The organism is Campylobacter concisus, from assembly GCF_002912425.1.
Lineage (GTDB): Bacteria > Campylobacterota > Campylobacteria > Campylobacterales > Campylobacteraceae > Campylobacter_A > Campylobacter_A concisus_AH.
In genome coordinates this window covers 1-15,215 of the sequence record NZ_POYR01000166.1, presented here as the reverse complement: position 1 = coordinate 15,215, position 15,215 = coordinate 1, and the positions used below count along the sequence as shown (strand labels likewise).

Sequence of the window (15,215 nt, the reverse complement as noted above, 5' to 3'; positions counted from 1 at the left end):
TTACAGCTCTAGGTTTTGTAAGCTGCTAAGGCGAGTGAGTAAGATTTTAAAATTTGCAAAATAGCTTTATTAAATTTGTAAATTTGCCCAGAATTTTAAAAATCTAGGCAAATTTCACTCGAATTTACTCTCTCACGACGTGTAAAAACTGCATGTGTTTTCGATATTGCTCGATGACGTCGTTTATCAGCGTAGCTTCGCTCCAGCCAAGCACGTCGTAGTCCTGACCGCCCTCTTTCAGATAGACCTCAGCCCTGTAGTAAAGATCGTCGCCGTCAAGCTCTCTGGTGTAGTCTGGACTATGGCTCTTAGTGAGATAGACGCCATATCTAAAGTCCATCTCGTCGCCAAGTCCGACATTTAAATTTACAAAATTTTCGCCATTTGTGACCTTTGCTTCAAGTCCGTTTTTGACAAATTCCTCTTTTAGCTCGTTAAAAGCTTTTAGCACGACTTCGTTTAAAAATTTCTTGCCATCTTTCTTGCCTGGTAGCGTAATGATCGCACTTAGACGTTCTTTCCACGGCTTTGAAAGATCACTAATAGGCATGTTGTTAAAGTTATTTGTCTCTTTTTTGGTTAGATCCACACGTAACGCCTTAAATAGCCCGTAAATGGCGCCAAGTAGCACTATGGAAAATGGCAGTGCTGTCGTGATCGTAAGTGCCTGAAGTGAGCCAAGACCACCAGCTAGCATCAAAAATGCCGCCACGACGCCCACTGTAACGCCCCAAAAGACCTTTTGCCAAACTGGCGTATCGTCCTTGCCGTTTGAACAAAGCATGTTCATGACGATCGCCGCAGAGTCGGCAGAAGTGACGAAAAATATGACGATCATAAAGACTGCGATCACGCTTAGCACGCCTGAGAAGCTAAATTTCTCCAAAAACATAAAAAGTGCTGAGGCTGAGTCAGAATTTACCGTGGTCGCTAGCTCGCTAAAGCCACTTTGCACGAGCGAGATCGCTGAGTTGCCAAAGAAGCTCATCCAAGCAAAAGTAAAGCCAGTTGGCACGAGAAGCACGCCGATCACAAATTCTCTTATCGTTCTGCCCTTTGAAATTTTAGCTATAAAAAGCCCCACAAACGGCGACCAAGATAGCCACCAAGCCCAGTATAGCAGCGTCCAGCCGCCAAGCCAGCTCTCGTTTTGCCTCTCGTAGGCGTAGAGGTTAAAGGTATTTGAAATGAGCGTAGAGACGTAGTCGCCGCTGTTTTGCACAAACGACTTTAGAAGCTGCGTCGTATCGCCCAAAAATAGTATCAAAAACATAAAACATATAGCTAGCGCGATATTTGCGTTTGATAAGATTTTGATGCCCTTATCGACACCACTTGCCGCTGAGATGGTAGCAGCAAAACAAAGCACTATTAGAAGCGTGATATGCATAGTCGGCAGGCCAAAAACGTGCGTAAGGCCAGCATTTACCTGAAGTACGCCGTATCCTAGCGAGGTCGCCACGCCAAAAAGGGTCGCCACTACGGCAAATGTATCGATGGCGCTACCTATCTTGCCGTAAATTTTATCTCCGATGATCGGATAAAACGCCGATCTAAGCGTGAGTGGCAAGCCGTGCCTATACGAGAAAAAGGCAAGGATAAGCGCCACGATAGCATAGACCGACCATGCGCCCATGCCCCAGTGGAAAAACGTGATATTCATCGCAAGCTTTTGCGCTGCGATAGTTTGCGCGTCGCCAACTGGTGGGTTTAGATAGTGCATGAGCGGCTCAGCCACACCAAAAAATACTAGCCCTATGCCCATGCCAGCGGCAAACAGCATAGAAAACCACGAGATATTTTTGTGCTCTGGCTTTACATGATCAGCTCCTAGCTTGATCTCGCCAAGCTTACTAAAGCCAAGAATGATGACGCTAAGAAGTATAACGGCTACGACTAGGATATAAAACCAGCCAAATTTGGCCGCGATGTAGTTTTGCATACCCTTAAAAAACTCATTTGAGAAATTTGGAAATATCGCTGCAAATGCCGCTATTAAAAATATGATAACAAGCGATGGGATAAATACTGAATTATTAAATTTTGACCTTTGAAATTTAAACATTTTTCTCCTTTTTATAAATTTCAGTTTTGCCTTAAAATAACAAAAAAGAGTAAATAGGTCAAATTTTCTCTTTAAATTTTTATGAAATTTTAAGCTTTAGCCACCAAAAATAGCTACTTTGAAATTTATCTCAAGTCTCTTTTATCTCTCTTTGGTTTTGCAAGGGTTGTTAGCACTATGACGACAAAAGCGATGCCAAATGTGATATACAAAATGATCTTTGGCGAGTCATACTCTATCCTAGATCTTGCGACCTCTTCGCCGCTTGCCTCCACTAGCTCGCCGCGCTTTATCATATCGCTGATATCTTTTGCGCTAAGCTCTTTAGACAGCCTTGTTAAAATTTCTATGACGCCAAGGTCCGCCACCTCATAAACGCTATGTTTTATGCCATAAAATGGCTTTATCTTGCTAAAAAAATAGACCTTCTCGCCATTTGCATAAACTGCGCCATATTCGCCATCTTTTACCAGCCCTACTTCGCGCCAAGAGCTACTTGGGGCAAATTTATATAAAGAGACTGTTTGTGCCTCTAAGTGCCTGCCATGCTTTGAGCGCCGCCACTCTTCACCTTGCTGTAAGAAATACGCCAAGCCATCATCTACAAAAACGTCAGCATAGAGCCTTTTTAGCTCGCCTTTTAGCTGGTAGTCTGAAATTTTAGCCTGCTCGTTTTTCGTGCTATCCCAAAAGTAAATTCCATCTTTGCTGGCAAAAAGAGGCCAAAAAGAGTGCACGTTATCCACGCTATAAATGGCGCTATAAGACATATTTTGAGCGTTAAATTTATGCTCATTTGCAAACACAGCTCCACTTTTTGGCTCAAAAAGATATTCTATATCATGCTTAGCATCGTAGCATATCCGGCGCGTCTCATCTGAATATCTTGTATCAAGCCTATAAAAGCCCATAAACAAGCTTTTGCCGTCTGTGTAATATCCGCTAGCAGCGCCGCTTTCTGTCGTAATATATCTTAGCTCACTAGGATCTGCGTCAAGCTTTTCGCCCTTGTAGTAAAGCGTGCTGCCGTCTCTTGCAAAGCCAGCGTCAAATATAGGCTCTAAATTTGTGCTTTCAACCCTTTTTGTCCTATAAAAATAAGGGCTATCATCGTAGCTTTTTATAAAAACGTGAGCAAGGTTTTTCATAATGGCACTAAATTCGCTAAATCCAGCCTCTTTCTCGCTTCTAGTGGCGCAATAATAGCTTATCTTGCCGTCACTTATATAGCCATTGCCAAGCACTTTGGTGCTTTTTGGATCAAGACCAGGCAAAATTTCTCTAGCGCAATAGACATAATTTTTATCAGCCGCCACGTTTGAGTAATCATACGCGTGTTTTAGCTTTAAAACCCTAAAACTAGCCTCATCAACGCCTTTTAGCTCATACTTGCCACTGCCTGAAATTTGAACGTAAATTTTACCCTCAGGCGAGCGGTAAAACTCGCTACTATCAATGTTTGCAAAGCCTCTTTGATACTCGCCCTCACGCCAGAGATAAAGCATCGCCAAAACAAAAAATAGCGTCAAAATGACAAAAAGATAAAGTATCTTAGTCGCAATTTTTCTCATTATCTATAATCATCCACCCTTTTTTTAAGCTCGCTTTTTTGCGTTTTATTTTTAAAAATAGCGCCAACCACCGAGGCCACAAATGCAATGGCTAAAAATATCCAGTAGGCATATTTTTGCGAGTAATCATCAAAGTCGCTTATCGCATCGATCACCACCTCGCCCTCAGCTGGCGTCATAGCGCCTTGATCTACCATTTTTACTATCTCATCAAGTTTTAAATTCTTAACATTTGGACCATAAGGACGAGTGAGAATTTCAACCACGCCAAGATCGTTTATATCATAAACACTGCTGTTAAAACGCCAGCCGTAGCCGACGTTATCAAAATAATATGTCTTATCTCCGTTTGCATAAACCGCTCCGTAGCCATCGTTTCTTACAAGACCGATCTTTCGCCACTGCTCTTTTGTATCAAGCCTTACGATACATGTGTGGCGTGAGCTTAGGCCGTGATCATTTTTCGTGTTGTGCCAAATTTCATAGGTTTTTAAAAAATATGTCTTGCCATCACTTATCATCACGTCGCCATATAGCGGCGTTATCTCGCCTTTAAACGGATCATCGCCGTCTCTTACAAACTCACCCTCATCTATGCTGTTATACCACTGCCACTTTCGCTCCCAGTGATAGATACCGCCTTTACCGCGAAAAAGAGCGTGATAGGAGTGCTCATCTTTTAGGTTAAAAAGTGGCTCGTATGGGGCAAATTTTGGGTCAAATTCATGGTCATTTGCATAGACCATGCCAGAATTTGGCTCATAAAGATAGTGAATGCGCCATATCTCGCCGATATCACGCATTTGTGGGCTAAATTTGATCCCTAGCTTTGTGCTGTCGTAATAGACATTTTCTCCATCAGTCGTAAAATGCATGCTCTTTCTGCCAGATACCTGCTCGATGTAGCGCATTTTGCTGGCATTTGCGCCCTCTAGCTCTTTGCCCTCATGATAGACCTTCACGCCGTCACTTGCGTAGCCAAAGCCCAAGATCGCTGCCAAATTTGCGTTATCAACCTGCCTAAATTTATAGATATGAGTTTGCGCTTTTGGGGTTTTAAACATTTTATGTGAGAAGATGTCCCAAAACTCTTTAAGTGCGGATATTTCGAGATTTGTCTCGCTTTCGCTATCGCAAAAGTATGTCACCTTGCCATCGCCAAAGTAGCCGTTGCCAAGCGCTCTAACGCCATTTGGATCAAGACCACTCATCACAAGGTTACCGCAATACACCGCCTTATCGCTAGCGCCAACGTTTCTGTTGTCGTATTTGCCAGTGTCAATGTATCTAAATTTACTGGCCCTCACGCCTATTAACTCAAATTTACCGCCACTTGGCACCAAGGCATAGACCTTGTCGTCTTTGATGTAAAAATAGCTATTATTTAGCTCTTTACTATCGCCAATGTCGTCATCTAAAATAGAAACTAACCCAAAGACAAAAAAGTAGGTAGCAAAAAATATCACAACAATGGCGATTATTACTGAGATTAGCGGATGTTTTTTTAGCATTTTAGCTCCATTTCAAACAAATTTAGCGACCTCATCATGGCGCAAAAACCTTTCATACATTTAAATTTCACAAAACCTATCCAAATATAAAATATCTAAAAATTAAAAGCCTAAAATATGCAAATTTACCCATCAAAAACAAAAAACAAGCGGCTGCTAATGTAATAATAAGCCTAATAATATCAAATTCCAGCGTAACCCCATAATAAATAAAGACTGACGCAATAAAACATAAATAAAAATAACAAAGCATGAAGATCAAATTTTTAATCCTTGCAAAAAGTCCTGACTCTTCGCTGCTTTTTGCGATTAGCCTAATGCTCTCTATCTTATTTAAAAATCCAACCTTTTTATATTTTATCCGGACTAGATCGCCTACTTCATATTTTTCTATCTCTGGTGAAAACACCCCGCTAAATCTCTCTTTACCTATCAAAAGGCTCATGCTTGTGGCTAAATTTTGCCTAACAACTCTCGTATTTAGCGCGCTTATCCTACCGATCTTTTTCAAGCTACTCTAGCTCCTCGGCGATCTCTAAAACTTCAAAATACTCATTTTCTAGGCTTTCAAGCTCAGCTTTTGCCTTTTCAAGCTCTTCATAAAGCTTGGTTAGCCCCACTTCTTGATAAATTTTTGGATCACTAAGCCCCTCGTTTAGCTCGGCCACTCTTGCTTCGAGGGCTGAAATTTTATCTGGATATGTGTTTAAAATTTGCGTTTGTTTGTAGCTTAGTTTTGCGCCAGATTTACTCTTTTGTTTAGCTTCATTTTGGCTATTTGAGAGCTCTTTTTCAAATTTATCAAGCTCTTTCATCTCATCTTCAAGCTCCAAATAGACGCTATACTCTTCGTGCAAGACATTTATCTTTGTCCCCTCAAACGCCCAGAGCTTATTTGCCATCTTATCGACAAAATATCTATCGTGGCTTACTAGCAAGATAGCCCCCTCAAAACTTTGCAAGTAGTCTTCTAAAATATTTATAGTTGCGATATCAAGGTCGTTTGTCGGCTCGTCAAGCAGCAGCACATCGTAAGTTTTGGTAAAAAGCATCGCAAGTGCGACGCGATTTTTCTCGCCGCCACTTAAAACGCCTATCTTTTTATCTAAAAATTCCTTTGGAAAGAGGAAATTTTTAAGATAACCATAAACGTGCATATTTCGCCCACGCACCAGCACGTGATCGCCGCCGTTTGGGCAAAATGTCTCTATAAGGCTCTTGTCATCATCAAGGACATTTCTAGCTTGGTCAAAATAGCCGATGCTCACCTCGCCTCTTTTTATCTCGCCACTACTTTGCTTTTCAAGTCCTAGCAAAATTTTAAGCAGCGTGCTCTTTCCACTGCCATTTCGTCCGACTATAGCGATCCTCTCGCCCTGCAAAACCCTTGCGTCAAATTTTTCAAAAAGCACCTTGCCGTCTATACTTTTGCTTAAATTTTTAAACTCAAAGAGCATTTTTTTGCGGTTTTGGCTCTGAACTTGATTGAAATTTTTACTCGCACGCTCCAGCTCTAGCCTCACGCGCCTTATCACGCCTGGATTTTTCTTAGCCTCCTCGCGCATGGCTAGCACCCGCTCTTTTCTGCCCTCGTTTCGCTTTAGCCTAGCTTTCACGCCGCGCCTTAGCCACTCCTCTTCTGCCTTTAGCTGCTTTAACAGCGTCTCATGCGACTTTGCAAGGCTTGCTAAAATTTCCTCTTTTTTGGTTAGATAGTTTGCATATCCGCCCTCAAAATTTTTTAAGCTTGCATCCTCGACCTCAACGCACCTAGTAGCGAGCGCATCGATAAAATACCTATCGTGGCTAATAAAAACTATGCTTTGATTTGAGCCTTTTAGCATATCTTCAAGAAATTTGACCATATAGACATCAAGGTGGTTTGTCGGCTCGTCAAGCAGCAGCACATCTGGCTTTTTAAGGATGAGCGCGCCCAGTGCCACACGCCTGATCTCGCCACCGCTAAGCGAGCAAATGGGCCTATTTTCATACTCTTTTAGCTTAAATTCTTGCAAAATTCGCTCGATCTTGTGCTCGATATTCCAGCCATCCTTTGCCTCTATAAATTTCAAAAGCCTCTCTTGCTCTTTTAAAATTTCCTTGTTTTCTGGGTCATTTGCTAGCAAAACTCCACTCTTTTCATACTCGCTTATCGCGTCAAATATCTCTTTTAGCTCGTTATTTAGCGCATCTCTTACGCTAAAAGTGGCGTTAAAATTTGGATTTTGCGCTAGCATCTCGACGCTTATCAAGCTCTGCACTATGCGTCTGCCGCTATCTGCTGCCACCTCGCCAGAGATGATCTTCATTAGAGTGCTCTTGCCGCTACCGTTTTTGCCGATGATCGCTATCTTTTCATTTTCATTTACGCTAAGACTTACGCTGTTTAAAATTTCATTTGCGCCAAATTTTTTACTTACGTCTATTAGGTCGATTAATGCCATTTTTCTCTCAAATTTTAAATTTTTTGGATTATATCAAAAGGGAGCTAAAACCTAATTTGGCTATAATCGCCCCAAAATTTAAAAATGGAGAAATTTATGAATCTTTCTATGAAAAAACTGGTCGTCCCTATATTTTTAGATATGTTTTTACACTTTATAACACTCATCATAAACACCTACATGGTGACAAAAGTGAGCGTGCATCTAGTTGGCGCCATGGGTGCGGGCAATCAAGTGATGGATCTTTTTATGACCATTTTTAACTTTTTAAGCATGGGCTGCTCAGTCGTCGTCGCACAAGCCCTTGGAGCAAAGCAAAACGAGCTAGCCTCAAACGTCATACACGCAAGTATCACGTCAAATACTATCTTTGGCATCTTTTCAGCCATCATCATCTACGTCTTTGGCTACAACATCTTAAATTTACTAAACGTTCCAAACGATCTCATAAACGATAGTTTCTCATACCTTCACATACTTGGCTTTGCATTGCTCTTTGATGGCATCGGCATGGTGCTAGCTGCGGTGCTTCGCGTCTATAATCTAGCAACTGCCGTGATGCTAACTTCAGTTTTGATGAACATCATCACCATCTTTGGCAACGCCATCGCTCTTTTTGGCTGGTTTGATCTGCCAAATTTAGGCCTGCAAGGTGTCGCTATCTCGACATTTGTGGGCAGACTAATAGGCCTTTTTGTCCTACTTTACATGCTCATACGCGTGGCAAAAGTTAGAATTTATCTTAGCAAACTGCTTGTAGTGCCGTTTGGAATTTTAAAGAAAATACTCTCAGTTGGCTTGCCAAGTGCTGGCGAAAATTTACTCTGGATGGCGCAATACATGGTCGCATTTGGCTTTATCGCGAGCATGGGCGAGGCAACTCTTAGCGTGCAGACGATCTACTTTCAGATCACACTTCTCATCTTGCTTTGTGGAGCGAGTATCAGCGTGGCAAACGAGGTCATCGTTGGGCATTTGGTTGGGGCAAGCGAGTTTAACGAGGCTTACACAAGAACCTTTAAAGCCTTGTGGCTTGGCATCTCTATCACGCTCGTCGTCGTTTTGATCGCCTACGCCTTAAAGTATAAGATCATGGACGCGCTAAATTTAGATGATGGCTTGCGCAAGATAATGCTACCACTCTTTACCCTCTCGATCGTGCTAGAAGCTGGCAGAACCTTTAACATCGTCATCGTAAATGCCCTTCGTGCAAGTGGCGACGCGAAATTCCCGCTAGCGACTGGGCTTATCTTTATGTGGGGGCTTTCGCTGCCGCTTGGATATTTCTTAGGCATACACCTTGGCTGGGGTATCATTGGCGTTTGGATAGGATTTTGCGCTGATGAGTGGCTAAGAGGCCTTGCAAATACCTGGCGCTGGAGAAGCAAAAAGTGGCAAGAAAAACGCCTAGTTTGAGGCAAAAGAGCCTAAATTTAGACTTTTATGGTCTAAGCGTTTTAGTAAATTTCAAAACAAATGTAAAGGCTATGCGATTAAGAGTTGGTAAGGATGCTAAGATCACCCTTTCTATGCCATTTTATAGCACGCAAAAGATGGCTCTTGGCTTTCTTGAAACGCACAGAATTTGGCTTGAAAACTCATACAAAAAAGCTCTTTTAAATTTGCCAAAAGATGATGAGATGAAATTTCTTGGGCAAATTTATAAGATCAAATTTGATGAGAGCGTAAATGTGCCATTTTTTGAAGATAAATTTATCATAACGCCAAATTTAAAGGCGCTTGAGCGCTTTAAAAAAGTAAGAGCAAAGGAGCTATTTTTAGAGCTTGTAAGCTGCTATCAGCCTCATATCAATAAGCCAGTTAGTCGCATCGTCATAAGAGATAGCAAAACTCGATGGGGCAGCTGCAACCACAAAAAAGGCTATATAAACTTAAGCCTAAGACTTATAGAAAAACCGCTCTCTGCCGTGCGCTATGTCGTACTTCACGAGCTTACTCACCTGCTCTATCCGCATCATCAAAGCAGCTTTTATAAATTTATAGAAGCCATCATGCCTGATTACAAAGAGCAAGAGCAAATTTTAAAATCATAATTATTTTTCATCAAGTAAGTGTAAATTTAATATGATAAAATTGCATATTACTTTTCAAAAGGAAAATTTGATGAAAAAAATGATTTTTATCTCGCTTCTTGCAGCTTGCGCTCTAGCAGGCGATTTTAAAGATGGCTTGAAAGCTTATGCTGACTCAAATTTCACTGAGGCTTTGTCTAAATTTGAAGCAGGTTGCACGGCAAATGACGCAAGATCATGTGCAAAAGCAGGTGCGATCTATCAGCTTGGCAAAACTGACGTGCCAGACAGTAACAAAGCGTTAGAGTTTTATAACAAAGCTTGCCAAGGTGGCGAAAAAGAGGGTTGCTCAGCAGCTGGTGGAATTTATCTAGATAGCGATCCACAAAAGGCAAGAGAGTTTTTTAACAAAGCTTGCGAGCAAAACGACGGCTACTCTTGTGGCATGATAGGATCAATACTAATAGAAGCTAAGAAATTTAAAGAGGCTTACACCTTCTTAGTAAAAGGCTGCAAGCTAAACGATAAGATGTCTTGCGAGTTTGCAGGCGATCTAAAACGCTCAAAACAACTTTGATCTTTAGGCTTTATAAGCCTAAATTCTCACTTTTTATAAAATCAATAGAAATTTATAAATAAATTTAAAAGTTTAGGCAAGAGAGATCTTGCCTAATGTTATATCGCTCTTATTTGATCAAGCGGTTTATCTTTTATGCCCCACTGAGTCATAAAGACAAAGCCATAAAGAGCCGCTGCCACGATGTAGGCTGTGTATTCGTTTGGCATTAGGCCAAATTTCACGCAGATGTTTGGCACAAGAGCTAGAGGCACGACTGGGATAAGTAACGCCCTCTCCCAAATCCTAAGCTTAGTGACGTAGTAGCCTTGCAGCAAGCTTGAAAAGGCAAACATACCTACAACTGCCATGCCAAAGACGAGCAAAATTTCAAGTGGGTTGCTCATCCAGACTATCCCTTTTGAATCAAGAGGATCGCTCGTGTTTATGCTCTCAATTAGCATAAGTTTGTTGTTAAAGAAAAAGGCAAATGGCAAGATCGCCGTTCTTAGATCATAAAAAAATCCTTGCACGCCAACGGTTATTGGATTTGCCTTGGCAATGCCCGCTGCTGCGTAGGCTGCGATGCCAACTGGTGGCGTATCATCGGCTAAAATTCCAAAGTAAAATACAAAAAGATGCACGGCGATGGCTGGGATTATGAAGCCATTTTTATGCGCTAAAAACAAGATAACTGGCGCAACAAGACTTGAGACGACGATGTAGTTTGCTGTCGTTGGAAGCCCCATGCCAAGGATGAGCGACATAAGAGCTGTGAGAAGTAGTATCATCATGATGTTATCGCCTGCTAGAAGCTCGACTAGATCAGAGAGTACTTGACCAAGGCCAGTTAGCGAGATAGAGCCCACGATGATGCCTGCAAGCGCGGTTGCGATGGCTATTGTAGTCATGCTCTTTGCAGCTGCGACCATCGCCCAAAATATATCCTCAAAGCCAAGAAGCACATCGTTTATGCCTACCTTTTCGCCTGAAGCTAGCTTTTTAGTTGGCTCTTGAAAGATCATTATCAAAAATAAAAATCCTATCGCATTAAAAGCTGCAGCTATGGCTGACTCTTTTGCGATTAAAAGCGTATAAAGTAAAATCAAGATCGGCGTTATATAGTGAAGACCGCTAACAAAAATTTTAAATCTTGAGTGAAATTCGCTCTGATTTATGCCTTTTAGTCCAAGTTTGACGCTCTCTAAATGCACGATGAAAAATAGCGACAAATAACAAGCAAATGCTGGGATAACCGCCGCCATCATAACATTTGTATATGTCATACCCAAAAACTCAGCGATGATAAAAGCAGCCGCACCCATGATAGGTGGCATGAGCTGTCCATTTACGCCAGCTGCGACCTCGATAGCTCCAGCTTTTGTGCGTGAAAGGCCAGCTTTTTTCATAAGTGGTATGGTAAATGTACCAACGGTTACGACGTTTGCTGTGGAGCTTCCTGAAACCATGCCAGTTAGGCCACTTGCGATGACTGAAGCCTTAGCTGGGCCGCCTCTATATTTGCCAAGAAGAGAAAAGGCTAAATTTATGAAGTATTGTCCAGCGCCTGCTCGCTCAAGCAATGAGCCAAAAAGAACAAAAAGATAGATAAAACTAACGCTAACACCAATAGGCACGCCAAAGACGCCCTCAGTCGTCAAAAACATATGCCCTGCGATCTTTTCAAAGCTAGCGCCTTGATGAGCGATGATGTCTGGCATATAAGGACCAAAGTGATCGTATATCAAAAATAATATACAAATGATAGGAAGTGCTGGCCCCATGACACGCCTGCCAGCCTCAAGTAATACGATGATCGCCAAAAACGATATGACGATATCTTGAGTGATATAATCCCCTGTCCTATCAGCTAGCTCATAAAAATAAACCGCTGGATAAAGCACGGCAACAACGCCTACCACGCAAAAAACTAGGTCGTAAAATGGCAAACTTGAGTGAGCCTTTTTATGAAAAGTGACTGGATAGAGCAAAAATACAAGCCCAACCGCAAAAGCTAGGTGAATAGAGCGTGAAATGTTAGTATTTAGCGGAAAATACGCTATATAAAGCTGAAAAACCGACCAAGAGAAACACGCAAATGCTATGAAATAGTTGTAAAAATTGCTATTTATCTCTCTTGTCTTTACTTCGACAAATTGTTCTTCGTTGTCATTAACTTCGTTCATCTCTCTCCTTTAAAATTTAAATATATAAATTTAGAAGAAATTTACATATTTAAATTTTATCCAGAGGCAAAAGCCCCTGGAGATGGATTATTTTAAGATACCAGCCTCTTTAAACGCAGCCTCTGCAGCTGGGTGAAGCGGAGCTGAAAGACCTTGAACGAGATCTTCTTTATTAACTGATTTTAGCGCTGGGTGAAGAGTTTTGTACTCATCAAAGTTGTCTAAAATAGCTTTTATAACAGCTTTTACAGCCTCATCTTTTGTATCTTTATTAGTTACCAAAACAGCCTTTACGCCGATAGTATTTACATCGTGATCGACGCCATCATAAGAGCCTTTTGGGATCACACCTTTTGCAAAGTATGGTTTTTCTTTAAGAAGATTATCGATCTCGCTGCCTTCGATATTTAGGATATCAATAGGCAAAGATGTCGCTGCATCAGTGATGTTTGCAGTTGGGTGACCAACAACAAAGCTATAACCATCTATCTTTTTATCTTTTAGTGCGTGTGGGCATTCGCCAACTGTTAAAACGCCGCGGTATCCTAGTTTTGAAACGTCAAAGCCTTTTGCTTTAAAGACTTCAAGCGTGCTCACTTCGTTGCCGCTACCTGGGTTGCCTACGTTGTATTTTTTACCTGCAAAAGACTGGATATCACTTGTTAGGCCGCTATCTTTTGCTACAACAAATGCAAGAAGCTCAGGATAGATAGCTACTACTGAGCGTAAATTTTCATCTTTTGCTCCGTCAAATTTGCCAGTGCCATTATATTTATCATAGACGACGTCACTTTGAACAAAGCCAAAAGTAAGCTCTTTTTTAAGGACGTTATTTACGTTATAAACAGAGCCGCCAGTTGATTGAACAGAGCATTTTACGTCTGTATTTTTATTTGCCAAGCGGCAGATCGCTCCACCTATCGGATAGTACGTGCCTGTCATGCCACCAGTGCCGATACTGATAAATTCTTTTGCTGAAAGTGTTGTTGCCAAAAGCAATCCAGCAAGTGCTAAAGAAGTAGTTTTCATCTAAAATCCTTTCAAAAAATTTAAGGCTATTTTATTCTATAAATTTAGCTTTGTATCTTTTTGATATGATATTTTTATGCCATTTTGGTAAAGTTGCAACTATTCTACACAATCAAGGCTTAAAAAAATATTTTCTTAAGAATAAATTTATATTTCTTTATAGGGCGATTTGATTTTAATAAAACAAGAGCCCAAATATTATTTTTATAGCATGTACGATAATAACTTACTTAGTAAACTCAAATTGAGTTTACTGTAAGGTCTTGGCAGGCGGCCAATATTTTATTCTCATAGTAGAATAAAAATATAAAAGCTCAGACAAATCATTATCTCTAAAAACTATTTTCATATATAAAATATCTAAGTTTTGCATAGTAATTTAATAAAATATATTAAAAATAATTAAAGGTATAACACTAAGAATTTTGAAAGGATATCGGAATACCTTATGGTGACTTTTAGTTATTAACGGAACATAGAATAGCATCATACCACCAATGAGATTATTTGAATTGCTAAATTTATTAACCATTAAGTAACATCATATATAATTATACGAGAGCTTCAGCTCAAAACAATATTAATAAAGGAGTCCTAATGGCTACTCAAGAGGTAAATTTAGAGTCTTTAAAAAAAGACTTAGATTCTTTGAAAGCAGATTTTAAAGATGTTATAAAATCTATCAAAGATATGGGTGCAGAGCGTGCGGAATCCGCTAAAGATAAAATTTTAGACCAACTAAATATCGATGAGATCAAAAAATACATAGATGATCTAAAATCAAAAGGCAAAGACGGCATAGAGAACGTAAACGACGCAATAAAAGAAGATCCGATTAAAAGCATTGCTATTGCTGCAGGTGTTGGATTTTTAGCTGCCTGGTTATTAAAAAAATAATGGTGGGCATATCTGAATTTATAGTCTCCGTGGTTGAGCTTATAGATGCTCAAGCTGACGATATTAGGTATTCTTTTTTAAAGAGTGCCAATTCAGTTGTACTCAATATAATTGTGGGTGTGATTTGCATCATAGGCTTAGTATTCTTTTTGCTAGGCCTGCACACGCTCCTTGAAAAAACTATTGGGGAAATTTGGGCGTATTTTGCATGCTCTGCTGTGGCTTTTTTATCTTCAATTATCATATACAAGGTATTCCGTGCAAAGTGATATAACAAAAGAAAAGCTAAGAACAGTAGTATCGATGCTAGAGAACAAAAACACAGATAAAAAAAAGCTAAAGCTTGAAGAGGCTAAGCTGAATTTACTACTAAATGACCCTTTGCCAAACTTTTCAAAAGAACTCAATCTAATCAGTCGAGGCAATATTAAGCAGGCCTTGATATCAATAATAGATAAAAATTTTATAATACCTACCTTAAGCAAATTTCTATAAAAACTAATTTTTTATACTCTTTTCTTACTTTTGATAAAAAAATTAATAAATTTTAGATATAATTAGCTATATAATTTCAAGAGATGACCGTGCCGCCGAAAACGAAGATCTTGAAAACCGTTTAAGGCATAAAAGATTGCCAAATTCTGCCCAAGCGCCATCTCTTAAAAACAAAGGAGTAAATATGCGTTATTTTCTAACACTGTTGTGCGCTGCCTTTTTTATGGTTGGCTGTTCCAATACTTGGCATGGTGCAAAAGAGGATACAGGTAATGCTGTAGAATGGTTAAAAGTTAAAGTTACCAAAGGTGCTACCTCCGTTAAATATAAAACAAAATAATTTTTGTCTTTAATGTACACGTAGTTCTTACTTCATTATCCCTTGGGTTCAACTTCATTAGCTTGACCTCTATACTTTTTCTTATTAT

Annotated in this window: 13 protein-coding genes; 6 read left to right on the top strand and 7 right to left on the bottom strand. The window is 40.2% G+C overall.

The features are described 5' to 3' along the window. Positions 1-124: 124 nt before the first annotated feature. From CYP84_RS09025 to abc-f, 5 genes are all read right to left on the bottom strand, one after another. The gene (locus CYP84_RS09025) at positions 125-2,065 is read right to left on the bottom strand and encodes a BCCT family transporter (protein ID WP_103637323.1); all 1,941 of its coding nucleotides are present in this window, start codon (positions 2,063-2,065) and stop codon (positions 125-127) included. Positions 2,066-2,190: 125 nt separating this feature from the next. After that, on the bottom strand, positions 2,191-3,636 hold the full coding sequence (locus CYP84_RS09020) for a DKNYY domain-containing protein (protein ID WP_103637322.1): 1,446 nt from the start codon (positions 3,634-3,636) through the stop codon (positions 2,191-2,193). Next, on the bottom strand, positions 3,636-5,147 hold the full coding sequence (locus tag CYP84_RS09015; RefSeq protein ID WP_103637321.1) for a DKNYY domain-containing protein: 1,512 nt from the start codon (positions 5,145-5,147) through the stop codon (positions 3,636-3,638). Before CYP84_RS09015 ends, CYP84_RS09020 begins: the two co-directional genes overlap by 1 nt. A gap of 76 nt (positions 5,148-5,223) precedes the next feature. Next, positions 5,224-5,658 carry a hypothetical protein gene (locus CYP84_RS09010; RefSeq protein WP_103637320.1) on the bottom strand — a complete coding sequence of 145 codons (435 nt, stop codon included), beginning with the start codon at positions 5,656-5,658 and terminating at the stop codon, positions 5,224-5,226. A 1-nt stretch (position 5,659) separates the two neighbouring features. Beyond that, complete coding sequence (abc-f, locus tag CYP84_RS09005) at positions 5,660-7,591, bottom strand: ribosomal protection-like ABC-F family protein (protein ID WP_103637319.1); 1,932 nt, start codon at positions 7,589-7,591, stop codon at positions 5,660-5,662. 96 nt (positions 7,592-7,687) lie between these two features. Between abc-f and CYP84_RS09000 the strand changes: the two genes are divergently transcribed. The 3 genes from CYP84_RS09000 to CYP84_RS08990 all read left to right on the top strand — a co-directional run bounded on the left by CYP84_RS09000 (position 7,688) and on the right by CYP84_RS08990 (position 10,201). Beyond that, a complete protein-coding gene (locus CYP84_RS09000) occupies positions 7,688-9,007 on the top strand; it encodes an MATE family efflux transporter (protein ID WP_103637318.1) in 1,320 nt (439 codons plus the stop codon). Beyond that, positions 8,962-9,645 (top strand): YgjP-like metallopeptidase domain-containing protein, encoded by a 684-nt coding sequence (locus CYP84_RS08995; protein ID WP_103637324.1) that lies wholly within the window; start codon positions 8,962-8,964, stop codon positions 9,643-9,645. The genes CYP84_RS09000 and CYP84_RS08995 overlap by 46 nt, the downstream gene beginning before the upstream one ends. Before the next feature lie 70 nt (positions 9,646-9,715). Further along, positions 9,716-10,201, top strand: a complete 486-nt coding sequence (locus CYP84_RS08990; RefSeq protein ID WP_103637317.1) for a tetratricopeptide repeat protein — start codon at positions 9,716-9,718, stop codon at positions 10,199-10,201. Between the two features lie 98 nt (positions 10,202-10,299). Here the strand turns inward: CYP84_RS08990 and CYP84_RS08985 are convergent, their stop codons facing one another. After that, positions 10,300-12,366, bottom strand: coding sequence for a TRAP transporter permease (locus tag CYP84_RS08985; RefSeq protein ID WP_103637316.1), 2,067 nt, complete (start codon positions 12,364-12,366; stop codon positions 10,300-10,302). An 87-nt stretch (positions 12,367-12,453) separates the two neighbouring features. Further along, positions 12,454-13,395, bottom strand: a complete 942-nt coding sequence (locus CYP84_RS08980) for a TAXI family TRAP transporter solute-binding subunit (RefSeq protein WP_103599594.1) — start codon at positions 13,393-13,395, stop codon at positions 12,454-12,456. A gap of 597 nt (positions 13,396-13,992) precedes the next feature. Here CYP84_RS08980 and CYP84_RS08975 point away from each other — a divergent pair. The 3 genes from CYP84_RS08975 (at position 13,993) to CYP84_RS10835 (ending at position 15,127) form a co-directional block, all read left to right on the top strand. Further along, positions 13,993-14,292, top strand: coding sequence for a DUF883 family protein (locus CYP84_RS08975; RefSeq protein ID WP_103599593.1), 300 nt, complete (start codon positions 13,993-13,995; stop codon positions 14,290-14,292). Positions 14,293-14,550: 258 nt separating this feature from the next. Further along, positions 14,551-14,787 carry a hypothetical protein gene (locus CYP84_RS08965; RefSeq protein WP_103599591.1) on the top strand — a complete coding sequence of 79 codons (237 nt, stop codon included), beginning with the start codon at positions 14,551-14,553 and terminating at the stop codon, positions 14,785-14,787. Positions 14,788-14,971: 184 nt separating this feature from the next. After that, complete coding sequence (locus CYP84_RS10835; RefSeq protein WP_180996408.1) at positions 14,972-15,127, top strand: hypothetical protein; 156 nt, start codon at positions 14,972-14,974, stop codon at positions 15,125-15,127. Positions 15,128-15,215: the final 88 nt, after the last annotated feature.

Bases quoted from the DNA above. Each gene is read 5' to 3' on its own strand.
- CYP84_RS09025 (WP_103637323.1), bottom strand. From the start codon at position 2,065: ATGTTTAAATTTCAAAGGTCAAAATTTAATAATTCAGTATTTATCCCA.
- abc-f (WP_103637319.1), bottom strand. From the start codon at position 7,591: ATGGCATTAATCGACCTAATAGACGTAAGTAAAAAATTTGGCGCAAAT.
- CYP84_RS09015 (WP_103637321.1), bottom strand. From the start codon at position 5,147: ATGCTAAAAAAACATCCGCTAATCTCAGTAATAATCGCCATTGTTGTG.
- CYP84_RS09020 (WP_103637322.1), bottom strand. From the start codon at position 3,636: ATGAGAAAAATTGCGACTAAGATACTTTATCTTTTTGTCATTTTGACG.
- CYP84_RS10835 (WP_180996408.1), top strand. From the start codon at position 14,972: ATGCGTTATTTTCTAACACTGTTGTGCGCTGCCTTTTTTATGGTTGGC.
- CYP84_RS08975 (WP_103599593.1), top strand. From the start codon at position 13,993: ATGGCTACTCAAGAGGTAAATTTAGAGTCTTTAAAAAAAGACTTAGAT.
- CYP84_RS09000 (WP_103637318.1), top strand. From the start codon at position 7,688: ATGAATCTTTCTATGAAAAAACTGGTCGTCCCTATATTTTTAGATATG.
- CYP84_RS08980 (WP_103599594.1), bottom strand. From the start codon at position 13,395: ATGAAAACTACTTCTTTAGCACTTGCTGGATTGCTTTTGGCAACAACA.
- CYP84_RS08990 (WP_103637317.1), top strand. From the start codon at position 9,716: ATGAAAAAAATGATTTTTATCTCGCTTCTTGCAGCTTGCGCTCTAGCA.
- CYP84_RS08985 (WP_103637316.1), bottom strand. From the start codon at position 12,366: ATGAACGAAGTTAATGACAACGAAGAACAATTTGTCGAAGTAAAGACA.